Origin of the sequence: Xanthomonas translucens pv. cerealis, from assembly GCF_006838285.1 — a bacterium.
Lineage (GTDB): Bacteria > Pseudomonadota > Gammaproteobacteria > Xanthomonadales > Xanthomonadaceae > Xanthomonas_A > Xanthomonas_A cerealis.
On sequence record NZ_CP038228.1, the window covers coordinates 4,387,709 to 4,413,070 of the forward strand.

Consider the following 25,362-nt stretch of genomic DNA (forward strand, 5'->3'; position numbering starts at 1 on the left):
CCGAACCTGCATGAGCAACGAAGACGACACCCGGATACAACTGGAACCCTCGTGGAAGGCGCAGATCGGCGACTGGCTGCTGCGCCCGGAGATGCGCGAACTGGCCGCGTTCCTGCGCCAGCGCAAGGCCGCCGGCGCACGCATCTTCCCGCCCGGGCGGCAGATCTTCGCCGCGTTCGACGCGACCCCGTTCGCGCAGGTCGAGGTGGTGATTCTCGGTCAGGATCCGTACCACGGCTACGGCCAGGCGCACGGGCTGTGCTTCTCGGTGCTGCCCGGGGTGCCGGTGCCGCCGTCGCTGCTGAACATCTACAAGGAGATCGAGGACGACCTGGGCATCCGCCGTCCCGATCACGGTTGCCTGCTGCCGTGGGCGCAGCGCGGCGTGCTGCTGCTCAATGCGGTGCTGACGGTCGAGGAAGGCCGCGCCGGTGCGCATCAGGGCAAGGGCTGGGAAGGCTTCACCGATCATGTGGTGGAAACCTTGAACCGCGAGCGCGAAGGCCTGGTGTTCCTGCTGTGGGGCAGCTACGCCCAGGCCAAGGGCAAGGTCATCGACACCCGCCGCCACCGCGTGCTGAAGGCGCCGCATCCCTCGCCGTTGTCGGCGCACCGCGGCTTTCTGGGCTGCAAGCACTTCTCGGCGGCCAACGACTACCTGCGCCGCTGCGGCGCCGCGCCGATCGACTGGAGCCTGCCGCCGCGCGCGGCGCTGGATGCGGCCGCGGGCGGCGGCTGAACCGTGATTCGACGGCGGCGTCCAAGGTGCGTCGCGTCTACGCAAATTTCGCAGGACTGGTGCTAGTTTTGGTGCTCGTAACCGGTTACGCCTGCTTTCCTCAGTGTTCCAGTGGCTTCTGTCACAGTCCATTCTCTGGGGCGAATGTTGCATGAATAGAACGCAGGAACTTTTTACTGTACCCAGCAGTCTAGTTAGTTGACTGCTAAGATGAGCCCTATGAGCCAGACCATCCCTGCCACCGCGCTGGTGGCCAACAATCTTCCGATCCCCAGTCCGCTCGGTTCGCTGGATGCCTATATCGGCGCCGTGCACCAGATCCCGGTGCTGACCTCCGAAGAGGAGCGCGCGCTGGCGGTGCGTTATCGCGACCAGGAAGACCTGGATGCGGCGCGCGAGCTGGTCCATTCGCATCTGCGCTTCGTGGTCCACGTGGCCCGCGGTTACAACGGCTACGGCTTGCCGCTGGGCGACCTGATCCAGGAAGGCAACATCGGCCTGATGAAGGCGGTCAAGCGCTTCGACCCGGAAATGGGCGTGCGCTTGGTCAGCTTCGCGGTGCACTGGATCCGTGCCGAAATGCACGAGTACATCCTGAAGAATTGGCGCATCGTCAAGGTCGCCACGACCAAGGCGCAGCGCAAGCTGTTCTTCAATCTGCGCAAGTCCAAGACCCGCCTGGGCTGGATGAACGCGGCGGAAGTGACCGCGGTCGCCAAGGACCTCAATGTGTCCGAGCGCGAGGTGCTGGAGATGGAGTCGCGCCTGTCCGGTCGCGACATTGGCTTCGATGCGCCGTCCGACGACGACGACGACCACGCGCCGCCGTCGCCGGCTGCCTACCTGACGGCCGCCGAGGAAGATCCTTCCCAGGTCTACGAGCGTGCCGACAGCGAAGACAACCAGCTGCAGCTGCTGCGCGAAGGCCTGGCCGAGCTGGATGCGCGTTCGCGCGACATCATCAAGCGCCGCTGGCTGGATGCCGACAGCAAGATCACGCTGCAGGAGCTGGCCGACGAGTACGGCGTGTCCGCCGAGCGCATCCGCCAGATCGAAGCCAACGCGCTGAAGAAGATGAAGGCGTTGTTCGTGGCGTGAGGGTTGCGCCCAGTTGCGGACGATCGATCCGCCAAGCAAGAAGGCCCGGTTTTCCGGGCCTTTTTCGTTGCGCCAATGCATGCGGAGCCGCGGTGCGGACCCGCGCGTTGACGGTCACGGCTCCGGCGGCGGCCGCGCCACCGGCAGATGCCAGCCGTAGCGGATCGCCATGAAGCGCAGGCCGAAGCACAGCGTGGCGCCGATCGCCAGGCCCCATGGCTGCGGCAGGTGCAACGCATGCGCCGCGGCGACCACGCCGCCGCCGAGCAAGGCCGCCACCGCGTACAGCTCGGCCTGCAGCACCACCGGCGTGCGTACCACCAGCAGATCGCGGACGATGCCGCCGCCGATGCCGCTGAGCATGCCGAGCAGGGTCGCGCTGAGCGGACCCAGGCCGAACGCCAGCGCCTTGCTGGTGCCGTACACCGCGAACAGCGCTAGACCGAGCGCGTCGAAGAGTTGCACCGGGTTGCGCAGGCGCTCGACCGTGTTGTGGCTGTAGAAGGTCAGCAGCCCGGCCAGGCAGGCAACGCCGAGGTAGCGCGCATCGCCGAGCGCGGCCGGCGGGGTGGCACCGATCAGCACGTCGCGGGCGATGCCGCCGGAGACCGCGGCCGCGCACGACAGCACCAGCACGCCGAACAGGTCCAGGCGGTGGCGCACGCCGACGGTGGCGCCGCTGATCGCGAACACGAAGGTGCCGAGCAGGTCGAGCAGGAACAGGAAGGTCGCCAAGACGGCACTACGCAGCGGCAAAGGGCGGCCAGGATCGCAGCCCAGCCGCAGGGTGTCACGCGGCCGCTGGCGGCTCCGGTGCGGCCGCGCGCGCGTCGTCGCCGAGGATGATGCGCGCCGCGCGCTGGTAGCTCCAATACGCCCAGGCCCAGTTGAGCAGCACTACCAGGCGGTTGCGGAAGCCGATCAGGAAGAACACGTGCGCGGCCAGCCAGAACCACCAGGCCAGCAGGCCGGACAGCTGCAGCCGGCCCAGGTGCACGATCGCGGCCATGCGCCCGATGGTGGCCAGGTTGCCGTAGTCGGCATAGCGGAACGGCGCGTCGCCGGCTTCGCCGCGCAGCCGCTTGGCCAGGTTCCCGGCGACGTGCCGGCCCATCTGTTTGGCGGCCGGTGCCACCCCGGGCACCGGCTTGCCGTCGCCCTGCTGCAGGGCGGCCAGGTCGCCGGCGACGAAGACTTCCGGATGCCCGGGGATGCTCAGATCCGGCTGCACCTGCACCCGGCCGCTGCGGTCCAGCGGCACGTCCAGGGTCCGCGCCAGCGGCGAGGCGGCCACGCCGGCGGCCCAGACCACGGTGCGCGCGGGCACGAAGGTGCTACCCAGGCGGTAGCCGTTGGCGTCGATGTCGGCCACCGGCACGCCGGTCAGCACGTCCACGCCGAGCTTTTCCAGTTGTTTCTGCGCCTTTGCCGACAGCCGTTCCGGGAACGAGGCGAGCACGCGCGGGCCGGCTTCGATCAGCCGCACCCTGGCCTCGGCAGGATCGATGCGGCGGAATTCGTGCTTGAGCGTATGCCGCGCGATTTCGGCCAGGGTGCCGGCCAGTTCCACCCCGGTCGGGCCGCCGCCGACGATGGCGAAGCTGAGCCAGGCCGCGCGCGCGGCGGGGTCGCTCTCGGCTTCGGCGCGTTCGAATGCCAGCAACAGGTGGCGGCGCAGGTGCAGTGCGTCGTCCAGGGTCTTCAGGCCGGGCGCGTGCTTGGCCCACTCGTCATGGCCGAAGTAGGCATGAGTGGCGCCGGTGGCGACCAGCAGGTAGTCGTAGTCCAGCGTCTCGCCGCCGGCCAGGTGCACCTGCCGCGCCTGCTTGTCCAGGCGCACCACTTCGCCCAGGCGCACTGCTACGTTGTCCTGCTTGCGCAGGATCTGGCGCAGCGGCGCGGCGATGTCCGGCGACGACAAGCCGGCGGTGGCGACCTGGTACAGCAGCGGCTGAAACAGGTGGTGGTTGCGGCGGTCGATCAGGGTGATGCGCAGCGGCGCCTTGGCCAGCGCACGCGTGGCCCACAGTCCGGCGAAACCACCGCCGACCACGATCAGGCGCGGCACGGGCGGGTTAGCCATGCAGGACTCCAGGGGCAGGCAAAGACGAGGCGCAAGCGGCTGTCGGAATGCTGGCGACGGCCGCGGACGCTGCATCCGCGCGGTGCAGCGCAACGCCGCGATGCAGGCAGCGCTCGCGGCGCCGTGCAGGAACTGGGGGCTGGAACGGCATGCGCCTATAGTAGCGCGATGGCAGGCGCAGGCAGGGATGCGGTGTGCGCATGGGAATACGAGCGACAGCGACGGAGTGGCTTCTTGTTTGGCCCGCCGCGGCGACGCCGTCGCGCATGGGGGGCCTGCTGTTCGCGCTGAAGACCCGCGTGCTGCGACTGCGCCGCGCGCTGCGCGATCTGCGCGGCGGACCGCGCCGGCATCGCCGCGATGCGGGACTGGCGATCGCCGCTGCGGCGGTGTCCGAATCGGTCACCGCGTTATGGCCCGAGTCGGAGGAAACGTCGCCGCTGCTGGTCGCCGGCAAGATCCACAACCTGCGGGTGGCGCGCGGGCGCTGCACTGGGTCGAAGTGCCGGTTGGCGCCGCCTTCAGTTTCTGGCGGCAATTGGGCCGGGCCACGCGCCGGCGTGGGTTCGCCGCCGGGCGCGAACTGTGCGAAGGCTGCCTGGTGCCGTCGATCGGCGGCGGCCTGTGCCAGCTGTCCAATGCGATTTACGATGCGGCGCTGCGCCAGGGCCTGCATATCGACGAGCGGCATCGGCATACGCATGTGATCGCCGGTTCGCTGGCCGAGCGCGACCGCGACGCGGTGGTGTTCTGGCACTACGTCGATCTGCGCCGGCGCGCACACACGGGATCCGCCGCACCTGGCTGGTGGAAGAGGACTGGCCGGAATTCGCCGACGACCGCCAGCGCCGCATGCAGCCGGGCGATCGGGTGCTGGCGCTGCGCCGGACCAGCCTTGCCGTGCTGCAGGCGGCAAGGCTGCAACGCTGGCGATGCGGTCGCGTTGCGCTCTCAGCTCCTGGAAGCGCTGCCCGCGCCGTGCTGAGAACGCGCCCGGCTCAGTACAGATCCTGCGGATCCACATCCAGCGACCAGCGCACCCGACGCGCCTGCGGCAGCGCATAGATCGCCGGCACGGCCGCGTCCAGCACCGCATGCAGCGCGCGTCGCGTCGGCGCCGACAGCAGCAGCTGGGTACGCTGGAAACCGGCGCGGCGCGGCATCGGCGCCGGCATCGGCCCGAAGCGCTGCACCTCGGCCTGCTCCGGCAGCAGCGCGCGCACCGCGCTGAGGAAGGCGTTGGCGTGTTCGACCTGCTTGGCCTCGGCGCGCAGCAGTGCCAGGTACGCGAACGGCGGGAAGCCGGCCGCTTCGCGCTGCGCCAGTTCGGCCTCGGCGAAGGCGTGGTAGCCGCCGTGCACCAGGGTCTCCAGCAGCGCATGGCCGGGATGGTGGGTCTGCAGCCACACCTCGCCCGGGCGCGCGGCGCGGCCGGCGCGGCCGGCGACCTGGATCAGCTGCTGCGCCAGTTTCTCGCTGGCGCGGAAATCTGCCGAGAACAGCCCTTCGTCGATGCCCACCACCACCACCCGGGTCAGCTGCGGCAGGTCGTGGCCCTTGGCCAGGATCTGCGTTCCGACCAGGATGCCGGGCTGCGTGCCGAGCGTGGCCAGCTGCGTCTCCAGCGCGTCGCGGCGCTGGGTGGTGCCGCGATCGATGCGCAGCACGGGGACGTCGGGGAAGGCCTGCAGCAGGCGTTCTTCCAGGCGCTCGGTGCCGATGCCCTGCGGCTGCAGCGCCAGGCTGCCGCAATCCGGGCAGGCCAGCGGCGCCGGCTGGCGCGCGCCGCAGTGGTGGCATTGCAGGCGCCGGCCGCCGGCATGCACGGTCATCGGCGTGGCGTGCAGCGGGGTGCTGCAGCGCTGGCACGGCGCGGTCCAGCCGCAGTCGTGGCACAGCAGCACCGGCGCATAGCCGCGGCGGTTCTTGAATACCAGCACCTGGCCGCCGTCGGCCAGCGCGCTGCCGATCCCGACCAGCACCTCCGGCGACAGGCCGTCCTGCAGCGGGCGCTTGCGCACGTCGAGCACGCGCACCGTCGGCGGCCGCGCCGCGCCAGCGCGGCGGGTCAGGCGCAGGTGCGCGTAGCGGCCGCTGGCGGCGTTGTGCAGGCTTTCCAGCGACGGCGTGGCGCTGCCCAGCAGCACCGGTACGTCCAGCGCCTTGCCGCGCACTAGGGCGAAATCACGGGCGTGGTAGCGGATGCCGTCCTGCTGCTTGTAGCTGCCGTCGTGTTCCTCGTCGATCACGATCAGCCCGGCCTGCGGCAGCGGCACGAACACCGCCGAACGGGTGCCGACCACCACCCGCGCCTCGCCGCGCCAGGCCGCGGCCCAGACCCGCGCGCGTTCGGTGTCGGTGAGTCCTGAATGCAGCGCGTGCACCGGCACGCCCAGGCGCGCGCGGAATCGCGCCAGGGTCTGCGGGGTCAGGCCGATCTCCGGCACCAGCACCAGCGCCTGGCGGCCGCGCGCCAGGCAGGCGGCGATGGCCTGCAGGTAGACCTCGGTCTTGCCACTGCCGGTGACACCGTCGAGCAGGAACGGGGCGAAGCCGGCTGCGGCGACGACGGCGTCGATTGCGGCCTGCTGTTCGTCGTTCGGGCTGGGGCCGGGCTGCGGCTGCGGCGCCGCGCTGCTGGCCGGCACCGCAATGCGTTCGGCGAAGTCGCGCTTGGCCAGGCTTCGTGCGGCGCTGCGCCAGTCGTCCATGGCCTGGTCGAGCCGGTCTTCGTCCATGGGGCCGTCCGCCAGCAGGGCGGCGAAGCGGTGCGGGCGGGTGCCGGAGCGGGCGCGGTGGCTGGCGCCGGCCTCGGTCAGGCGCCAGGCCCAGGCGTGGGTGTCGGGCAGCGCCTCGCCGCGGCGCAGCGTCACCGGCAGCGCGGTCGCCAGCACTTCGCCCAGCGGCGCATGGCTGTAGCGGGCCAGCCAGTGCAGCGAGTCGGCCAGCTCGCCATGCAGCAGCGGCACCGGGTCCAGCCAGGCCAGCGCCGCGCGCAGGCCCTCGCTGTCGGCGACCTGGCCGAGCGCGGCGACCACCCCGCTCAGCTCGCGATTGCCGAACGGCACCCGCAGGCGGCGCCCGATGTCGCCGACGCCGGCGGCGACATCGGGCGGCGGCAGGTAGTCGAACAGTTGCGGCAGCGGCAACGGCAGGGCGACGCGGAGGGTGGCGACAGGGAACGGCATAAGTCCTAGTTTAGCGGCCGGGGGACGGGGGCCAGTGCTCCCCCGGCGGGGGCGGCGAGGGGCGCCAGTTGCGGGCGATAGCTGTTCGTAAAGTGATAAACAAGTCGTAAATAGCTGCCCCGCTTGGAGAATCGATTTTATCCACACCCGCTGTGGATAAAGCTGTGCATGAAAGGGATGCTCCACGCCGTGAAGACGGATTCACAAGCCTCTGCCACAAGTTGGACAAAAAAGCGCCACTCCAATAAATGCATTTAATAACAGTCACTTAGCCGTGAAACATGGCTGCAACATGATTTTGCGGGGGCTTGACAGGAGGCGTTGGACGTCCCTGCCGCGGCTTGTGCACAACCCGCTGCCGCGATCTGCCCGGCTGGCGCCTGAAGCGGCCGATCGGCGCGCCGTTGTCAAGCGCGCGGCGCGGCGGCCGCCTCGCTATCATCGCGCCGATGATGGAGTTCCGATGACCGCCGCGCCCCCCTCCGACGGCGTGGTCGCCCCCCCGCCCTGGCCGCCTTCCTGCGCGGCATCGAACGCCGTGCCGCGGTGCTGGCCGAGTTGCAGAGCGGCAGCGTCGAGCGCGGCGCGCCGGCGCTGGCCGCGGCGATGCGCGCGTTCCGCAGCCATGCCGCGACCCTGCCGATGGCCGACTGGCCGCTGCACTTCTGGAAACTGCTCGCGGCCGTCCCGTCGCTGCGCCAGATCGTGACCGCCGCCCGCAGCGGCTGGCCGCTGCCGCTGGCGCACCTGGGCAAGCTGACCGCCGCCGACCGCCTGGCGCTGCTGCTGCGGATCGTGGCCGGACTGGACGAGCCGACCGCGGCGCAGGTGCTGAATCAATCCACCCAGGATTACCAGCAGGCGCTGGCGCGGGCCTGCCCACGCGATGTCGGCGGGCAGCCGGATGCCGCCGGCTGGCGCGCGCTGGCCGACGCTGCGCAGCAGCATCTGCGCGAACTGCCGCCGGAGCGGCTGCAGGCGCTGGCGCAGTTGCGCGATGCGGCCATCGCCGCTGCGCCGCCCACGCCGGCGCCCGCACCCGCACCGGCGGCGCCGGCGCCGGCGCCGGTGCGTCCGCGCCGGCGTAGCGGCGGGCGCGGCCTGACCCGGGCGCGCCTGGCGGCGGCGGTGAGCGTGGTCGTGGTCCTGGCCATGCTTGGCACTTGGTGGTGGGGGCGCCTGCCGTCGCGTCCCGCGGCGGCAGGCGCCGGTTCGGGCCTGGCGCTGGGCGCTACCGGGCCTGTGCAGGTGGAGGAACTGCCGGCCGAGTCGGAGACGCGCAGCGCGCCGCCGCTGCCGGCCGCTGCGCCGGCAGCGCTGCCGGGGCCGGCGGTCTACGACCTGGATTTCTTCGCGTGGTATGCGGCGGGCGCGCCGCCGGCCCGGATCGAGCGCAGTGCGCCGAGCGCGGAGGAGGCCGCCGAAGCCGCCGCTGCGCAGCCGGCCAGTGGCGTTGCCACCGCGCCGGCACAGGCCGCCGTGGCCGACCCGCCGCCGGCGCTGACCCCGGCGCAGTTGCGCGAGCGCCAGGCCGCCTGGGAGGCGCTGGGCGCCACGGTGCAGGCGCGCCTGCGCCAGGTGGCCAGCGCCTTCGCCGGCTTGCCGGTGGAGCAGCAGCACACGCTGCGCGCGCAATTCGCCGCACTGGATGCGCTGGAACGCCACGGTTGGTTGCTGGGGCCGGAACTGGGCAGCGAATACTGGACGTTGCAGCCGCTGTTCGGCTACGTGCCCGACGCGCAACGTGCGGCGCTGCTGGGACTGCTGCGCACGCTGCCGGCCGAACAACGCGAGCACCTGGCGCTGTTGGCGCAGCGCACCCCGCCGCAGGAGCGTGCGACGCTGCGCCGCGAGTTGCTGGCGCAGGGCGCGGACACGCGCGCGGCCTGGCTGCGGCAACGCGCCACGCGCTGAGCGCAGCGTTTCCGCTCTCCGAGTCCCGAGTCCCGAGTCCCGAGTCCCGAGTCCCGAGTCCCGAGTCCCGAGTCCAAAAGCCTGCGCCGAACAGCCGCGCAGGGTAAAATAGCGCCCCTCCGCCACCCGGCGCCGGCGCTTTCCTGCGCGGCCGCAGTCGGCGGGATCGCCAGAGTCTTGCAATGTCTTCGTCCTCCACCCCGGCCTCGGTCCGGGGCCGCGAACTGCGCAGCACCGCGCAGCTCGCCCTGCCGCTGGTCCTGGGGCATATCTCCGCCGGCCTGATCAGCTTCGTCGACAACGTGATCGCCGGCCACCATGGCACCCGCACGCTGGCCTCGGTGACGGTCGGCACCGCGTTGTTGTGGCTGCCGATGATGATTCCGATCGGCACCCTGATCGCGTTGACCGCGTCGGTGTCGCAGCTCGACGGCGGCAAGCGTCACGCGCAGATCGGGCCGATGTTCCGCCAGGCGCTGTGGTTGTCGCTGGGCCTGGGCGTGCTGATGTTCGCGTTCCTGAGCGTGATGCCGATGGCGTTGCCGCAACTGGGCATCGCCGCGGAGATCGTGCCCGGCGCGCGCGATTTCCTGCACGCGATCCGCTGGGGCGTGCCGGCGATGGTGCTGTATTTCTGCATGCGCTATCTCAGCGAGGGCATGCACTGGACGCTGCCGACCATGCTGCTCGGCTTCGGCGGGCTGCTGGTGCTTGCGCCGCTGGGCTACGTGTTGACCTTCGGCCTGTTCGGGCTGCGCGAGCGCGGTGCCGGCGGGCTCGGCATCGCCTCGGCGATCATGATGTGGCTGCAGGCGCTGTGTTTCGCCTTCTACCTGGCGCGTTCCAGGCGCTTTGCGCCGTTGCGCCTGTTCGCGAGCTTCGAGGCGCCGGACCTGCGCGCGATCGGCGGGTTGCTGAAGACCGGGCTGCCGATCGGCATCACCATCCTGATGGAGGGCGGGCTGTTCATCGTCACCGCGCTGCTGATCGCGCGGCTGGGCGAAGTGCCGGCGGCCGCGCACCAGATCGCGATCAACGTGGCGCAGCTGTGCTTCATGGTCCCGATGGGCGTGGCCGAGGCGACCACGGTGCGGGTCGGGCGCGCCGCCGGTGGCGGCGATGCGCTCGGCGTGCGCGGCGCGGCCTGGGCCGGCTATAGCATCGTGCTCGGCACCCAGGCGTTGTCGGCGCTGGTGCTGCTGTTCGGCCACGACGCCATCGTCGGCGTCTACACCCGCGACATCGCGGTGGCCGGGTTGGCGTCCACGCTGCTGCTATACGCGGCTGCGTTTCAGTTCCCCGACGGCGTGCAGGTGCTGTCGGCTGGCGCGCTGCGCGGTCTCAACGACACCCGTGTGCCGATGCTGCTGGCGCTGTGTTCCTACTGGGGCCTGGGCATGCCGCTGGGCGCTGGGCTCGGCCTGTGGCTGGGCTGGGGACCGCAGGGCATGTGGATCGGGCTGATCCTGGGCCTGACCGCGGCCGCGGTGATGATGGCCGCGCGCTTCCGGCTCAGCAGCGGGCGCCTGCTCGCCGCCGCGGCTCCCTGACCCCTGACTTCAGGCGCATGTGCGGCGCCGGCACAGTCGGTATGCTGCACGCGCGCAAGACCTTCTTTCCGGAGTTTTTCCATGAACCAACCCGTACGTCGCAGCCCCATCGCCAGCTTCTTCGTCGGCCTGTGGGATGTGATGAACTTCACTCGCAGGCTGATCCTGAATCTGGTGTTCTTCGGCTTCCTGTTGCTGCTCCTGCTGGCGATCGTGTTCGCGATGGCGCGCGGCGATGGCGCCAAGGCGCTGCGCGACCGCACCACGCTGCTGATCGCGCCGGAAGGCACCCTGGTCGAGCAGTTCAGCGCCGATCCGGTCAGCCGCGCATTGACCAAAGCGATGGGCGACAAGGGCGCCGAGGAGATCCAGCTGCGCGACCTGATCCGCGCGCTGGAAGCGGCCAAGACCGATCCGAAGATCGAGCGCGTGGCGCTGCGCCTGGACAAGCTGCAGCCGAGCGGCTTCGCCTCGATGCGCGAAGTGTCCGCGGCGCTGCAGGACCTGCGCGCTTCCGGCAAGCAGGTCGTGGCCTACAGCGACAGCCTGAGCCAGGCGCAGTACCTGCTGGCCGCGCAGGCCAACGAGGTCTACCTGGACCCGATGGGCTCGGTGGTGCTGGAAGGCCTGGGCCGTTACCGCCAGTACTTCCGCGAAGGCCTGCAGGACAAGCTCGGCGTGGACGTGCACCTGTTCAAGGTCGGCGAGTTCAAGTCCGCCGCGGAGCCGTACGTGCTCGACGCGGCTTCGCCGGCGTCCAAGGAAGCCGATCTGTTCTGGATGAACGATGTGTGGCAGCGCTACGTGGCCGACATCGCCAAGGCGCGCAAGCTGGCGCCCGAGCAGATTTCCGCCGGCATCGACACGATGCCCGAAGGCATCGCCGCGGCCGGCGGCGACATGGCCAAGTTCGCGCTGCAGCAGAAGCTGGTGGACGGCCTGAAGACCCGCGAGGAGGTCGAGGAGCTGCTGACCAAGCGCGGCGTGGCCGACGACGATGCCGATACGGGCTTCCGCAACGTCAACCTGGATGCCTATCTGCAGCAGCTGGACCTGCGCCGCTCACCTGTGGATTCGCGCCCGCAGGTGGCGGTGGTGGTCGCCGCGGGCGAGATCAGCGGCGGCGAGCAGCCGGCCGGGCGCATCGGCGGCGAGTCGACCGCGGCATTGCTGCGCGATGCGCGCGACGATGAGGCGGTCAAGGCGGTGGTGCTGCGCGTGGATTCGCCGGGCGGCGAAGTGTTCGCCTCCGAGCAGATTCGCCGCGAGGTGGTGGCGCTGAAGGCGGCCGGCAAGCCGGTGGTGGTGTCGATGGGAGACCTGGCCGCGTCCGGCGGCTACTGGATCAGCATGAACGCCGATCGCATCTACGCCGACCCGTCGACGATCACCGGCTCGATCGGCATCTTCGGCATGATCCCCAACCTGACCCGCAGCCTGGACAAGATCGGCGTGCATACCGACGGCGTCGGCACCACTCGATTCGCCGGTGCGTTCGACGTCACCCGGCCGATGGATCCGGTGGTCGGGCAGGTGATCCAGTCTGTGATCAACAAGGGCTACGCCGACTTCACCGGCAAGGTCGCGCAGGCGCGCAACAAGCCGGTCGAGGCGATCGACCAGGTCGCGCGCGGCCGCGTGTGGAGCGGTGCGCAGGCCAAGGAACGCGGCCTGGTGGACGCGTTCGGCGGCTTCAAGGACGCGGTGGCCGATGCCGCCGCGCGGGCCAAGCTGGGCGATCGCGACAAGTACCGCGTGCGCTACATCGAGAAGCCGGCCACGCCGTTCGCGCAGTTCGTCAACGGGTTCGCCGGCAGCCGCATGGGCGCGTGGATGCTGGGCGACTCGGCGCTGGCGCACGCCGTGCTGGCGCGCAGCATGCCGGAGCTGGATACCCAGCTGCGCTTCGTGCAGGACGCCACCGACAAGCGCGACGGCACGCCTGTCAAGGCGCTTGCCTACTGCTTCTGCGGCTTCTGATGCCGGCGTGAGGCGCGCTCGCCACCTGGCAGGCGCGCTGCAAGCAATGAACGACGCCGGCCGATGCCGGCGTTTTCATTTTCCGGTTGCGGCGTCGATCACGGCGTTGTGCGCGGCCGCGGCCTGCTCGGTGCCGAGCTGCGCCTGCCTGGCGCGGTCCAGCGGCTGCGCGATCGCCGCGCGCAGCGCGCCGGCCTGTGGTTCGGGCGGTTTGTCTGGCGGTTTCGGCGGTGACGGCTTGCACGCGGCGAGCGCGGCCAGCAGCGAGAGTGCCAACGTCAGCAAGCGCGATGAACGGTGCATAGGGGCGACCTGGTTGAGCGTGGGCGTTATCCTACGCCCACCCCGGCGCAGACAGGCAAGACGATGCAGCAACGTTGGCGGCTGGACGGACAGACCGCATTGATCACCGGCGCCAGCGTCGGCATCGGCCTGGCGATCGCGCGCGAACTGCTCGGCCTCGGCGCCGAGCTGATGCTGGTGGCGCGCGACATCGATACGCTGGAAGCGGCGCGCGACGAACTGGCCGATGCCTATCCGGAGCGGCGCATCCTGGCGTTGGCCGCGGACGTGGCTGATGACGAGGACCGGCGCGAGATCCTGGACTGGGTCGAGGACCACGCCGACGGCCTGCACCTGCTGATCAACAACGCCGGCGGCAATCTGAGCAAGGCTGCGGTGGACTACACCGAAGACGAGTGGCGCGGCATCTTCGAGACCAACCTGTTCTCGGCGTTCGAGCTATCGCGCTATGCGCATCCGTTGCTGGCGCAGCACGCGGCCGCGGCGATCGTCAATGTCGGCAGCGTGTCCGGGCTGACCCACGTGCGCAGCGGCGCGCCCTACGGCATGACCAAGGCCGCGCTGCACCAGCTGACCCGCAACCTGGCCGCCGAGTGGGCCGAGGACGGGATCCGGGTCAATGCGGTGGCGCCGTGGTACATCCGCACCCGCCGCACGTCCGGGCCGCTGTCGGATCCGGACTACTACGAGCAGGTGATCGAGCGCACGCCGATGCGGCGGATCGGCGAGCCGGAGGAAGTGGCGGCCGCGGTCGGCTTCCTGTGCCTGCCGGCGGCCAGCTACATCACCGGCGAATGCATCGCGGTGGACGGTGGGTTTTTGCGTTACGGGTTCTAGGCCGCTTTTTCCTGGATGTCGGCAGAGTGCAAGCGCCGGCCAAGCTCTTCTAGGAGCGGCTTCAGCCGCGACAACTTCCGAAGTCGGACGGCCCGCCGCTGCGCTCGTCGCGACTGAAGTCGCTCCCACAAGGATTCCACCGGCGTCGCGGAGCGGTGGGGCCTCTTGTGGGAGGGACTTCAGTCCCGACTGCATGCCGGTTCAGGAAATTCACCACTCCGCTCGTCACGGCTGAAGACAGTTGCTCCTACAGGGGGAGTGTCGGATCGAAAATCCGTGGCGGCACGCCCTGATCCGCCGCGCCGCAGTTGCTGGCCTCGAGCAATTGCTGGCGACGCAGGAATTCCTGCCGCAGCGGCTCGGCGTCTTCGGGCGTGGCGAAGCGCCAGTGCGTTTCGGCTTCGGCCACATGGGTTTTCCAGGCGTCGCAGGCGCCGGCTTCGGGCAGCGCCTTGCAGCGGTCGCGCCGCACTTCGCAGGCGCTGCCGCCGGTCCTGTCGGGGCTGCCGTCCAGGCCAATGGTGCGCAAGGGAACGCAGCGCGGCGCCGGCTCGGCGACTTCGCCGACGTAGTGTTGCAGCGCATAGGTGGTGCAGGCGTACAGCGGCGGAGGCGGCAGGCGCGGCGCAGCGTCCGCCGGCGCTGTCGGCGCTGTCGGCGGATCGGGCGGCGCGGTGACGGGCACCGCTGCGCGTACGGGGACCTGCGCGGCGGGTGCAACTGGCGCGGCAGCCGGTCCCTGTGCGGGCACCCGGCCGACGCCCTGCATGCTCTTTTTCTGCTGGCGCATGCCCGTGGGGCACGGCTGGTTCTGCACGGTCAGGTTGTCGTGCGCATCGGTGCAGCGATAGAACACCACCTGTTCCGCATGCGCGGCGCCGGCCCCGGCCAGCAGCGCCGCGAGGCAGAGCGCACTGCGCATCTCAGCTGCCTCCGCAGTCGCGGTCCAGGCGCGCGTCGATGCCGCGCTGCTCGGTTTCCAGCGCGTGGCGCTCGCTCTGCAGCGCGCTGTTGTAGCGGCGTATCAGTTCCCAGCGGCGGTCGGCCAGGCGCGCGCACACTTCCTGCGCCGGCAGGGCGTTGCAGGTATCGCGGATCAGCGTGCTGCCGGCCGGCACCACCACGCCGGCGCCGGAATACACCGGCTGCGGCGGGCGCGGGCGGCGGCCATCGCCGCCGCCATTGCCGCGGCGATGGCCGTCGCCGTCGCCGCCTGCGTAGCCGATGGCCCACAGCGGCACCCAGCGCGGATTGCCTTCGTTGTCGTCGCTGGTATAGCGCTGGCCCTCGCTGGTCACGCATTCGTACATCGGCTGCGGCGACTGCACGCTGACGATGCGGATCTCGCGCTGCGGCAGCGGCGCCGGCGAGGCCGCGGCGCGCGCCGGATCGGTGCTGAGCGTGGTGGTCGGGCGTGGCGGCGGATCGCGCGGGCGCTGCATGTCCAGCACCTGCTGCTGGTGCGCGTTCTCGCAGGGCGCGTTCTGCAGGCTGACCGCGCCGGCGCTGCCGACGCAGCGGTAGATGCGCACCGACCCATGCGCGCTGGTTTGCCTGGTCTGCGCCCAGGCGCTGCCTGCCAGCGGCAGCAGCGCGGTCAGGAGCAGGGCAGAGCGGACGAGAGCGGGCATGCGCGCATCTTGCGCGCCTTCGCCGGCCAGGGAAAGCCGGGCCGGTCGGGGATCGGCAACGCGCTCAGGCGCGCAGGATCTCGCCGCTGACCGCATCGCGGATCGGGGTGGGCTGGGCCAGGCCGCCGGTCTGCCCATCGACCATGCCGTCGAGCGCAGCCAGCAGGTGCGGATCCAGTTCGCCGCGCTGCCGCGCCGGCGGCTCGCCGCCGCGGTTGGCGCTGGTCGAGACCAGCGCGCCGCCCCAGGCGCGGCACAGCGCGGCCACCAGCGGATGCGCGCTGATCCGCACCGCGATGCCGCGGTGTGCGCCGGTAATCCAGGATGGCGCCTGCGCCGCGGCCGGCAGCACCCAGGTATGCGCGCCGGGCCAGCTGGCCAGCACCGCGGCCAGGCGCGCTGGCGGCAGCGCCGACAGCTCGAGCAGCGGGCGCAGCGGCTCCAGTTCGGCGGCGACCACGATCAAGCCTTTCTCCACCGGTCGCTGCTTGATCTGCAGCAGGCGCGTCACCGCCGCCTGGTCGTACGGATCGCAGCCCAGGCCCCAGACCGCCTCGGTGGGATAGGCGATGACACCGCCTTGCTGCAGGATGGCGACGGCTTGGCTGAGCGACAGATCGGGCATGCGTGGATGATGCGGCAGGCGATTGCTGTGAGGCAATGGCTGGGGGCGGGGAGTCGGGATTTGGGATTGGGCATTGGCAAGCGCGATGCGCGCTGTCCTGCCGATTTCGGTTCGATTTCTGGCGGGCGGGCGGGCGGGCGACGCGGGCGCTGCGAGGCGATGTGGCGGGTGCGCAGCTTGCGGCGGCTGCGGTTCTTCCAGTCTGCGCGGCGGCGCTGCCGAATGGCGCGGTGTAACTCGATCGCGGCAAGCGCGATCGCATCGCGTGCCGCGATGGATGGCGATCCAGGCCATCCGCCGCCGCCGCTGTGGATGTCGCATCCGCAGCAGCGGCGGTGGATCAAGCCGACTTGGTCGCGGCCTTCTTGACCACTTTCTTGGCCGCTTTCTTCGCGGTCTTCTTCGCTACCTTCTTGACCGCCTTCTTCGCCGCGGGCTTGGCCGGCGCGTCGGCCGCGGCCTTCTTGGCTGCGCTCTTCTTCGGCGTCGCTTCCTTCTTCGCTGCGGCCTTCTTGGCGCCGAAGCCGCGCCGTGCCGGCTTGCCGGTCTCTTCCAGCAGCTTCTGCACTTCTTCCAGGGTCAGCGTGGCCGGCTCGCGGTCCTTGGGGATCTTGCCGTTGAGCTTGCCGTCGCTGATGTACGGGCCGAAGCGGCCGTTGAGCACCTGGATGTCGCTGCCGGGGTATTCCTTGATGATGCGGTTGCGCGCGATCTCTTCCTTCTCTTCGATCAGGAACACCGCACGCGCCAGGTCGATGGTGTACGGGTCGTCTTCCTTCTTCAGCGAGGCATAGACGCTGCCGCGCTTGGCGAACGGGCCGAAGCGGCCGATGCCGACGCTGACGTCCTCGCCCTTGTCCTCGCCCAGCGCGCGCGGCATCAGGAACAGCTCCAGCGCGTCTTCCAGGGTGATGGTGTGCATGCTCTGGCCCGGACGCAGCGAGGCGAACTTGGGCTTGTCCTCGGCGTCCTCGGCGGTGCTGCCGATCGCCGCATACGGCCCGAACCGGCCCAGCCGCACGCTGACCGGCTTGCCGGTCTTGGGGTCGGTGCCGAGTTCGCGCGCGCCGGTGGCCTCGGAGCGGTCCACCGATTCCTTCTTCTCCTCGACCAGTTCCTTGAACGGGCCCCAGAACTTCTCCATCAGCGGCCGCCATTCCTCCTCGCCGCGCGACACCGCGTCCAGCTCGTCTTCCAGCTTGGCGGTGAAGTCGTAGTCGACGTAGCGGGTGAAGTGGCCGGACAGGAACTTGCTGACCGCGCGGCCCACGTCCGACGGACGGAAGCGGCGCGCGTCCAGTTCCACGTACTTGCGGAACAGCAGGGTCTGGATGATCGAGGCATAGGTCGAGGGGCGGCCGATGCCGTATTCCTCGAGCGTCTTGACCAGCGAGGCTTCCGAAAAGCGCGGCGGCGGCTCGGTGAAATGCTGGTCGGTATGGATGCGGTCGAGCGGGATGCGGTCGCCGGGCTTCATCGCCGGCAGCTTGCGGCCTTCGTCTTCGTCCTCGGCGGCCTTCTGGTCCTTGCCTTCCTCGTACACGGCCAGGAAGCCCGGGTCGATCACCGTGGTGCCGCTGGCGCGGAAGCTGTGCGCGTTGCCGGCCGCCAGTTCCACGGTGACGGTGTTCATCGTCGCCGGCACCATTTGGCAAGCCACCGCGCGCTTCCAGATCAGTTCATACAGGCGGCGACCGTCGTCGTCCAGGTACTTGGCCATCTGCGCCGGGGTGCGCAGCGCCGCGGTCGGACGGATCGCTTCGTGCGCTTCCTGCGCGTTCTTGGACTTGGTCTGGTACATGTTCGGCTTGTCGGGCAACGCGCCGGTGCCGAAGTCGCGCGCGATCACGTCGCGGATTTCGGCCAGCGCGTCCTGCGACAGGTTCACCGAGTCGGTACGCATGTAGCTGATCAGGCCGACCGTGCCTTCGTCGCCCACGGTCACGCCTTCGTACAGCTTCTGCGCCACGCGCATGGTGCGGCTGGTGGTGAAGCCAAGCTTGCGCGAGGCCTCCTGCTGCAGCGTGGAGGTGGTGAACGGCGGCGCCGGGCGGCGCTTGCGCTCCTTGCTGGCCACGTCGGTGACGTGCAGCGCGCCCTGCGCGGCCTTCTGCAGGCGCATCCGCGCCGCTTCGGCGGTGTCGCCGTCGGTGATGGTGAACTGTTCGAATTTCTGCCCGTCGAGCTTGACCAGCTTGGCCGCGAACGGCTGCGAGGGGTGCAGGCAGTCGGCGCCGATGCTCCAGTATTCGCGGGCGACGAAGGCTTCGATCTCTTCCTCGCGCTCCACGATCATGCGCAGCGCCGGCGACTGCACGCGGCCGGCGGACAGGCCGCGCTGCACCTTGCGCCACAGCACCGGCGACAGGTTGAAGCCGACCAGGTAGTCCAGCGCGCGCCGCGCCTGCTGCGCATCGACCAGGTCCACGGCGATCTGCCGTGGGTTGGCCATCGCCTCCTTGATCGCGCGCGGGGTGATTTCGGTGAACACCACCCGGTGCAGCGGCTTGTCCTTGAGCAGCCCGCGCTCCTTCAGGATCTCGGCGATGTGCCAGCTGATCGCCTCGCCCTCGCGATCCGGGTCGGTCGCCAGATAGATGTCGTCGGCGACCTTGGCGGCCTTGGCGATGGCCTCGACGTGCTTCTCGTTCTTCTCGATCAGCGCGTAGCGCATCGCGAAGCCGTCGTCCGGGTCCACCGCGCCTTCTTTCGGGATCAGGTCGCGCACGTGCCCATACGAGGCCAGGACGTGGAAGTCCTTGCCGAGGTATTTGTTGATCGTCTTGGCCTTGGCGGGCGATTCGACGATGAGCAGGTGCTTGGACATGGTGGACTGGGCTTCGATGGGCGGGGCGGGCGCCCTGGGGGCGGTAGGGTGGCGCAATTGCTCCGGTTAGTGAAGTGTTGCGGTGGTTCAGAGCGGCCGACGCCCGGGGCAGGTACCCCGGGCGTTCAGCTGCGGCTATCCGTATTAGTGGACATGTCCGGCACCGGCTGTCAAGCGCCGCCGCTCCGCAACGCCGGAAAATGCTCAAGCTAACGAGGCTTTACCGACTTCCGTCCTCCGGGTCCCCGGTCCCGAGTCCCGGCTTCAGTGCCAGCTACCGCTTGCAGCCACGCCGATCGCCAGGAGCACCAGCAGCAGGATCCCGACCATCAGCACGCCGAACAGCGACAGGATCACCACGGTGACCGTGCCCAGCGTGTGCTGCTGCCACTGCGGGTGGTCGGTATAGGCCCATTTGTCAACCACCAGGGTGTCGCAGAGCATGTCGTGCAGGGCCTGCTTGCGCTCGGTGAAGGCGGCCATCAGGAAGCCGATGAAGATGGTGAGGCTGCTCAGCAGGAAGCCGAAGTAGCGGCCGATGCCGCGGCCGACGCTGATCCGGCTACCGTCGCTACGCACCACCTTGATGCCGATCGCCATCTTGCCCAGCGTGGCCTGCTTGGTCGAGGCATGGAACAGGCCGAAGTACAGCGCCGACATCCCCAGCGGCACCAGGTACACCAGCACCAGCATGAGGATACCGCCGGCGCTGCTGAAATCCGGGGTGCTGCCGTTGCCCAGGCCGCTGAAGCCGAAAAAGCCGAGCATGATCACGAACTGGATCACCTGCGAGACGATGCCGACCAGCATGCCGTCGATCAGGTAGGCGGCGGTGCGCTTCCAGAAGCCGGCCTGCACCACCTCGCCGCCGCCGCCGAAACGCGCTTCCTCGCCGGGCATAGCGGTGGGCGCGGCATAGGGCGAATGCGTCGCGGCTGCGGCGTCCGGCGTGGTCCAGGCGCTCGGCACGGCCTGCGCGTCCGCCGCGGGCGGCGCCGCAGCCGCGGCATCCGCCGCACTTGCCGCAGGCGCCTGGGTCAGGCCGAGTTCGTCGACGACATCGGCCAGCGGGTGCCATTGGCTGAGGCCGTCGCGCCAGACCAGCGTGGTCAGGTCCACTTCGCCGTGCTGGAAACGCTGCTGTAGTTGCTCGGCCGGCATCGGTCCATGGCGCTGCTGCGCGGCGTCGGCGTAGTACCACTCACTCATTCCTGTTCCCCAGGGTTGCGGTCGAAAATCCGTTTCCGCTCAGCCGCCGCGGCAGTGCGCGGGCAGGTAGCGGTCTTCCAGCTCGGCACTGCACTTCCAGGCCGACGTCCGCTCATCGTAGTCCAGCCACAGCGCCTTGCCATCCAGCTTGGCCTGGCCGGGCGCGTGCAAGGTGGCTTCCAGCCCGCAATGGCCGTTGTCGAAACGGCCGATGCGCACCTGCACGACGAATTCGCCTGCATAGCCCGGTGCGGTGCCGAAGCCGCTGTCGCCGTTCACTGGGCAGCGCCCCTGCTGCGCGGCGAAGCTGGCGATCTGCGCCTGCAGCAGCGCCACGCTGCCGATCGCCTGCGTGGCCTTTGGCGCGCAGCGTGTAGTCCTGATAGGCGGGTAAGGCGATGGCGGCGAGGATGCCGATGATGGTCAACAGCACCGCGCCGACCACGACCGCGACGAGCGCGCCGACGCCGCCGGCGGGCGCGGCGGCAGCGGTCGTCGCCCTCGCCGGCGGCGGCAGCGGGGGCGGCGTGGCCGTGGTCGGCAGGCCCAGTTCGTCGGCCAGCGCGTGCAGCGGCCGCCACTCCGGCAGGCCTTCGCGCCAGGCCAGGGTGTCGCGCTCGAGAAGCCCATCGCGCAGGCGTTCCAGCAAGGTGGCGGTGCTCAGCGGGCCATGCCGGTGGCGCGCGGCGTCGGCGTAGTGCCAGGCGCTCAAGGTTGGTTCCTCGTGCATCCGTGCATGGGCCCGTCAGTGCCTCAGTGCACCGGCTCCGGCTCGTCGACGAACATCTGCGTTTCCATCCATGCGTAGGCCGCCTCGGCGCCGGGCTGGTTGAACAGCACCATCAGCACCACCCATTTCAGGTCGTCCAGGTCCAGTTCGTCCTGGTCCAGCGCCATTGCCCGGTCCAGCACCAGCTCGCGCTGGTCGCTGTCGAGGATGCCGTGCTGTTCCAGGAACAGCAGGAAGCCGCGGCATTCCACGTCGAGCTTGTCCAGCTCCGGGCCGTGGTAGATGCGGATCGGGCCGTCGATGCGCGGCTGCGGCACGGCCGGCCGCTGCTCGGCCAGGGCATCGAGCCAATCGAACGCTTTGCTGATTTCGGTGGGGCTGAAGCCAGCCTGAATCAAGCCATTCTGGAGGGAGTCGCGATCGCGGACCGGGTCCGCATCCTCGCTGAAATAATGTTCGAACAGGTACAGCAGGACATCCAGAATGCTCTCTTTCATTGCCCCTCGGCCTGCGCCGCTAGACGCTGTGGAGGTGAAGAAACTAGGGTTTGCGGGTGTAACGACCTCGTTCGACCGCCACGTAGCCATCCAGTTCCATGGTCAGCAGCATGGCGGACGCCGCCGCGGCCGTCAATCCGGTGCGTGAGATCACGGAATCCATACAGGTGGGGTCGTGGCCCAGCGCCTGCCACAAGCGCTGGTAGTCGGGATCGGGGAAGCATGGCGTGGCGCCGGGGTCGTCGGCCATCCCCTCAGTGGGTGAGTGCAGGCGTCCGCGCAAGGCGTCGGCCAGTTCCGCGGCCAGCGGCGCGACCCCGGCCAGCACTTCGTCGGCGCTCTCGACCAGTCCGGCACCGTCGCGGATCAGGCGGTGGCAGCCACGCGCCAGCGGGTTGTGGATCGAGCCGGGCAGCGCGAACACCTCGCGCCCGGCTTCGGCCGCCAGGCGTGCGGTGATCAGCGCGCCGGAGCGGGCGGCGGCCTCGATTACCAGGGTGGCCAGGGTCAGTCCGGCGATGATCCGGTTGCGCGCCGGGAAGTGGCCCGGTCGCGCCGGGGTGCCGGGCGGATGCTCGCTGACCACCGCGCCACGTGCGGCGATGCGCTCGCGCAGGGCGGCGTGCTGGCGCGGGTAGGCCAGATCGGGGCCGGTGCCGACCACTGCCACGGTGAGCCCGTCCTGGCGCGACAGCGCCGCGGCGTGTGCGGCGGCATCGACCCCGGCGGCCATACCGCTGGTCACCGCGAACCCGGCCGTGGCCAGCGCCTGGGCGAAGCGCTGCGCGTTGTCGCGGCCACCGGCACTGGGCGCGCGGCTGCCGACCACCGCCACCGCCGGATGCCACAGCGCCTCCGGGTCGCCTTCCAGGTACAGCGCCAGCGGCGGGTTGGGGCTGCGCAGCAGCAGCGCCGGATAGTCCGGATCGTGGCAGCCGAGCAGGTGCCGGCGCGGCAGCGCCAGCCAGGCCAGTGCGGCGTCCACGGCGGCGCGGTCGGGCCGCTGCAGCGCTGCGATTTGCGCCGGATCCAGACCCGCCGCGCGCCAGGCGCCGGCACCGGCGGCCAGGGCCGCGGCGGGGCTGCCGCAGTGGTCGAGCAGGCGCCGGCGTGGGGTGCTGGCGCCGCCGGCCAGGCATAGGGCTAGCAGCGCCGGATCGGCGCAGGCAGCGGCGGGACGGGGCGGGCCGGGCAGGGCGGACATCGGTCTGGGAGCCTGTTCCATTCGGATTAACAGACTCAGGCTAGGCCGCAAACGCAGACGGCGCCCTCGGGCGCCGTCTGTTGCGGAGGTAGGACTTGCCCGCGTGCGCGGGTCAGCGTGCGTCCGGGTGCTTCACGTCGTAGCCGATCCGGGTCGGCTTGATGCCGTCCATCACCAGCGCGTAGCTGACCTTGTCGAAGGTGCGGAACACCATCGCGTGCGCGGCGTATTCGTCGGGCAGGGCGACCGTGCCGCGGCTGCCGCTGAAGCCGTCGTCGGCGCGCGAGGTGTTGGGGCGCTGCACGCGGTCGTTGACCCGGGTGCCATGGCGCCACAGCGAGACCACGGTGCCGTTGTCGATGCCTTCGCGGCTGCCGCCGGAGATCGCGATCACGTCGCGCGGGCCGGCGACGCTGAACGCGTCGGCCACCGCCAGCACCCGCAGCCCGGCCTCGAGTGCCTGCGCGGAGGGCGGATGCGGAACGAACTGCAGGTCGTAGGGCTGCGCTTGGACCGCGATCAGGCGATCGCCGGCGCGCACTTCGCGGGCGCTGTCCTGCAGCAGCAGGGTGGTGGCCTGGCTGTCGTCGGCGGAGACGCGGGTGACGGTGCCGACGTTGACCTGGGCCAGTTCGTAGCCCAGCGTCTCGCGGCGCTTGGTGTCCGGCGGCAGGAAGGTCCGCCACAGATTGCCGGTGCCCGGGGTGCTGCGGCCCTCGGCGTTCAGGTCGTCGCTGAGCCTGGGCAGCGCGTAGCGGACGGTCGGGCGTACCACCGCGTAGCGTTGCCCGGTCTGCGGCGCGCTCAGCCCGGTCGCGTAGACCAGTTGCCCGGCGGTGGCGCGAAGCTGGTTGTCCTCGACGCCGACCACGTAGGGCAGGCCGTCGATGCTGTCGGCCACGCGCAGGTTTTTCAGGAACGGCTCGACCTCGGACAGCGGGATCGCGTCGATCGGTGCTTCCTGGCGCGGGCCGGGCTTGACCGTGGCGCGCGCCACCCGGTCCAGGTAGGCCAGGCTGAGCACGTCGCCGGGATAGATCAGATGCGGGTTCTGCACTTGCGGGTTGGCCTGCCAGATTTCCGGCCACAGCCACGGCTTGCCGAGGAAGCGCCCGGCGATGTCCCACAGCGTGTCGCCCTTGCGCACCACATAGGTGTCAGGGTGTTCGGCAGCCATGCTCGCGGAAGCGGCATAGGTCGCCACGGTGAGCATCGCCACGGCGACGACCGTACGGAGTCGATTGAACATTGAGTGCGGAGCCTGATTCCCCAACAGGTCCGCGCACTATAGTCCAGAACCCTGGGCGCGGCGCAAGCGTCCGCGCCAGAACGGGGTAGAATCGTCATGTCTTGCCGAATTTTCCGGCGCCCCCATCTGGGTACCGCTATGGCCCTGCTTCCCATCCTCGAATTCCCCGATCCGCGCCTGCGCACCAAGGCGCTGCAGGTCGATCCCGCCGACGTGACCGCGCCGGCGTTCCAGCGCCTGCTCGACGACATGTTCGAGACCATGTACGAGGCCCCCGGCATCGGCCTGGCCGCGAGCCAGGTGGACGTGCACCAGCGCTTCATGGTCATCGACGTCAGCGAAGAGAAGAACGCCCCGCAGGTGTTCATCAACCCGCAGATCGTGCAGCGCGACGGCGAGCAGGTGCACCAGGAGGGCTGTCTGTCGGTGCCCGGCATCTATGCCGACGTGACCCGCGCCGAGGCCATCGTCGTGCGCTACCTGGACCGCCACGGCCGGCCGCAGGAACTGTCCGCGGACGGCCTGTTGGCGGTGTGCGTGCAGCACGAGATGGACCACCTGGACGGCAAGCTGTTCGTCGATTACCTGTCGCCGCTCAAGCGCGAGATGGTGCGCAAGAAGCTGGCCAAGGCGCGCAAGCACGTGGCCTGAAGGCCGCGAATCGGGAATGGGGAAACGGGAATCGTATGTGCGGTGCCCGTACCATTTCCGGGTCCGCGCCTTGCGCATTCTCCATCCCCTTTTCCCGGTTCCCAGCCTCCATGAAAATCGTTTTCGCCGGTACGCCGGACTTCGCCGTGCCGTCGTTGCGCGCGGCCGCGCAGCGCCATGAAGTGGTCGCGGTCTATACCCAGCCGGACCGGCCGGCCGGGCGTGGCCGCGGGCTGACCCCGTCGCCCGTGAAGCTGGAGGCGATCGCGCGCGGCATTGCGGTGCTGCAGCCGGACACGCTGCGTTCGCCGGAGGCGCTGCAGACCCTGCGCGCGCTGCAGCCGGACCTGATGGTGGTGGTGGCCTACGGCCTGATCCTGCCCAAGGCGGTGCTGGCGATCCCGACCCATGGCTGCTGGAACGTGCACGCCTCGCTGCTGCCGCGCTGGCGCGGCGCCGCGCCGATCCAGCGCGCGATCGAGGCCGGCGACAGCGAAACCGGGGTATGCCTGATGCAGATGGAAGCCGGCCTGGACACCGGCCCGGTGCTGATGTCGCAGCGCACCCCGATCGGCGACAGCGACACCGGCGGACAGCTGCACGACCGGCTGGCCGCGCTCGGCGCGCAGGTGCTGGCCGACGGGCTGGGCCTGCTGCGCGCCGGCATCCGTCCTGTGCCGCAACCGCAGCCGGAGGTTGGCGTGACCTACGCGCACAAGCTGGACAAGGCGCAGGCGCGGCTGGACTGGCAGCAGCCGGCGGCGCAGCTCGCGCTGCGGGTGCGCGCGTTCAGTCCATGGCCGATCACCGAGGCGGTGCTGGCCGGCGAGCGCGTGCGCATCCACGGCGCGGTGGCGCTGGAGCTGGCGCATGTGCAGCCGCCGGGGATGGTGCTGGCCGCGTCCAAGCAGGGCATCGACATCGCCTGCGGGCAGGGCGCGCTGCGCCTGCGCGTGCTGCAGCGCGAAGGCGGCAAGGCGATCACCGCCGCCGACTACCTCAACGCCCGGCGCGACCTGCCGGTGCTGGGCTGAACCGGCGCGACCG

At 70.4% G+C, this 25,362-nt stretch carries 21 protein-coding genes and 1 pseudogene; 9 read left to right on the plus strand and 13 right to left on the minus strand.

Annotated elements, in window-relative coordinates:
* Positions 1–10 precede the first annotated feature (10 nt).
* Together ung and rpoH are read left to right on the plus strand one after the other, a co-directional pair.
* Positions 11–739, plus strand: coding sequence for a uracil-DNA glycosylase (gene ung / locus E4A48_RS19380; protein WP_039006199.1), 729 nt, complete (start codon positions 11–13; stop codon positions 737–739).
* A gap of 219 nt (positions 740–958) precedes the next feature.
* Positions 959–1,837 (plus strand): RNA polymerase sigma factor RpoH, encoded by an 879-nt coding sequence (rpoH, locus tag E4A48_RS19385; RefSeq protein ID WP_039006198.1) that lies wholly within the window; start codon positions 959–961, stop codon positions 1,835–1,837.
* Between the two features lie 114 nt (positions 1,838–1,951).
* On the opposite strand, the gene E4A48_RS19390 is transcribed toward rpoH, so the two are convergent.
* Together E4A48_RS19390 and E4A48_RS19395 are read right to left on the minus strand one after the other, a co-directional pair.
* Positions 1,952–2,572, minus strand: a complete 621-nt coding sequence (locus E4A48_RS19390) for a trimeric intracellular cation channel family protein (protein WP_058196896.1) — start codon at positions 2,570–2,572, stop codon at positions 1,952–1,954.
* Positions 2,573–2,627: 55 nt separating this feature from the next.
* Positions 2,628–3,920 (minus strand): NAD(P)/FAD-dependent oxidoreductase, encoded by a 1,293-nt coding sequence (locus E4A48_RS19395; protein ID WP_058196897.1) that lies wholly within the window; start codon positions 3,918–3,920, stop codon positions 2,628–2,630.
* Positions 3,921–4,332: 412 nt separating this feature from the next.
* On the opposite strand from E4A48_RS19395, the gene E4A48_RS19400 reads away from it, so the two are divergent.
* The gene (locus E4A48_RS19400; protein ID WP_230812836.1) at positions 4,333–4,905 is read left to right on the plus strand and encodes a VanW family protein; all 573 of its coding nucleotides are present in this window, start codon (positions 4,333–4,335) and stop codon (positions 4,903–4,905) included.
* A gap of 13 nt (positions 4,906–4,918) precedes the next feature.
* Here the strand turns inward: E4A48_RS19400 and E4A48_RS19405 are convergent, their stop codons facing one another.
* Positions 4,919–7,108, minus strand: a complete 2,190-nt coding sequence (locus E4A48_RS19405) for a primosomal protein N' (protein WP_142742996.1) — start codon at positions 7,106–7,108, stop codon at positions 4,919–4,921.
* Between the two features lie 546 nt (positions 7,109–7,654).
* On the opposite strand from E4A48_RS19405, the gene E4A48_RS19410 reads away from it, so the two are divergent.
* The 3 genes from E4A48_RS19410 (at position 7,655) to sppA (ending at position 12,552) form a co-directional block, all read left to right on the plus strand.
* Positions 7,655–9,022, plus strand: a complete 1,368-nt coding sequence (locus E4A48_RS19410; protein WP_312845563.1) for a hypothetical protein — start codon at positions 7,655–7,657, stop codon at positions 9,020–9,022.
* A 182-nt stretch (positions 9,023–9,204) separates the two neighbouring features.
* Positions 9,205–10,572 (plus strand): MATE family efflux transporter, encoded by a 1,368-nt coding sequence (locus E4A48_RS19420; RefSeq protein WP_142742997.1) that lies wholly within the window; start codon positions 9,205–9,207, stop codon positions 10,570–10,572.
* An 81-nt stretch (positions 10,573–10,653) separates the two neighbouring features.
* Complete coding sequence (gene sppA, locus E4A48_RS19425; protein WP_039006193.1) at positions 10,654–12,552, plus strand: signal peptide peptidase SppA; 1,899 nt, start codon at positions 10,654–10,656, stop codon at positions 12,550–12,552.
* A 75-nt stretch (positions 12,553–12,627) separates the two neighbouring features.
* On the opposite strand, the gene E4A48_RS19430 is transcribed toward sppA, so the two are convergent.
* Positions 12,628–12,855 (minus strand): hypothetical protein, encoded by a 228-nt coding sequence (locus E4A48_RS19430; RefSeq protein WP_142742998.1) that lies wholly within the window; start codon positions 12,853–12,855, stop codon positions 12,628–12,630.
* A gap of 63 nt (positions 12,856–12,918) precedes the next feature.
* Between E4A48_RS19430 and E4A48_RS19435 the strand changes: the two genes are divergently transcribed.
* Positions 12,919–13,692 carry an SDR family oxidoreductase gene (locus tag E4A48_RS19435; RefSeq protein WP_142742999.1) on the plus strand — a complete coding sequence of 258 codons (774 nt, stop codon included), beginning with the start codon at positions 12,919–12,921 and terminating at the stop codon, positions 13,690–13,692.
* Between the two features lie 247 nt (positions 13,693–13,939).
* Here the strand turns inward: E4A48_RS19435 and E4A48_RS19440 are convergent, their stop codons facing one another.
* The 9 genes and pseudogenes from E4A48_RS19440 to E4A48_RS19480 all read right to left on the minus strand — a co-directional run bounded on the left by E4A48_RS19440 (position 13,940) and on the right by E4A48_RS19480 (position 23,664).
* Entirely contained in the window at positions 13,940–14,614 is a 675-nt protein-coding gene (locus tag E4A48_RS19440; protein WP_058197026.1) for a hypothetical protein, read from the minus strand.
* 1 nt (position 14,615) lies between these two features.
* Positions 14,616–15,323, minus strand: a complete 708-nt coding sequence (locus E4A48_RS19445; protein ID WP_142743000.1) for a DUF4124 domain-containing protein — start codon at positions 15,321–15,323, stop codon at positions 14,616–14,618.
* A 64-nt stretch (positions 15,324–15,387) separates the two neighbouring features.
* The gene (locus E4A48_RS19450) at positions 15,388–15,948 is read right to left on the minus strand and encodes a Sua5/YciO/YrdC/YwlC family protein (protein WP_039006188.1); all 561 of its coding nucleotides are present in this window, start codon (positions 15,946–15,948) and stop codon (positions 15,388–15,390) included.
* Between the two features lie 340 nt (positions 15,949–16,288).
* The gene (locus tag E4A48_RS19455) at positions 16,289–18,775 is read right to left on the minus strand and encodes a DNA topoisomerase I (protein WP_039006187.1); all 2,487 of its coding nucleotides are present in this window, start codon (positions 18,773–18,775) and stop codon (positions 16,289–16,291) included.
* Positions 18,776–19,039: 264 nt separating this feature from the next.
* Complete coding sequence (locus tag E4A48_RS19460) at positions 19,040–19,984, minus strand: RDD family protein (RefSeq protein WP_142743001.1); 945 nt, start codon at positions 19,982–19,984, stop codon at positions 19,040–19,042.
* 39 nt (positions 19,985–20,023) lie between these two features.
* Positions 20,024–20,714, minus strand: a pseudogene (locus tag E4A48_RS19465) (pilin).
* Between the two features lie 23 nt (positions 20,715–20,737).
* Entirely contained in the window at positions 20,738–21,211 is a 474-nt protein-coding gene (locus E4A48_RS19470; protein ID WP_039006184.1) for a DUF494 family protein, read from the minus strand.
* A gap of 43 nt (positions 21,212–21,254) precedes the next feature.
* Positions 21,255–22,415, minus strand: coding sequence for a DNA-processing protein DprA (gene dprA / locus E4A48_RS19475; RefSeq protein ID WP_142743002.1), 1,161 nt, complete (start codon positions 22,413–22,415; stop codon positions 21,255–21,257).
* A gap of 112 nt (positions 22,416–22,527) precedes the next feature.
* A complete protein-coding gene (locus E4A48_RS19480) occupies positions 22,528–23,664 on the minus strand; it encodes a LysM peptidoglycan-binding domain-containing protein (RefSeq protein WP_039006183.1) in 1,137 nt (378 codons plus the stop codon).
* A gap of 138 nt (positions 23,665–23,802) precedes the next feature.
* On the opposite strand from E4A48_RS19480, the gene def reads away from it, so the two are divergent.
* Positions 23,803–24,315, plus strand: a complete 513-nt coding sequence (gene def, locus E4A48_RS19485) for a peptide deformylase (protein WP_039006182.1) — start codon at positions 23,803–23,805, stop codon at positions 24,313–24,315.
* Between the two features lie 110 nt (positions 24,316–24,425).
* Positions 24,426–25,349, plus strand: coding sequence for a methionyl-tRNA formyltransferase (gene fmt / locus E4A48_RS19490; protein WP_142743003.1), 924 nt, complete (start codon positions 24,426–24,428; stop codon positions 25,347–25,349).
* The last annotated feature ends 13 nt before the right edge of the window (positions 25,350–25,362 follow it).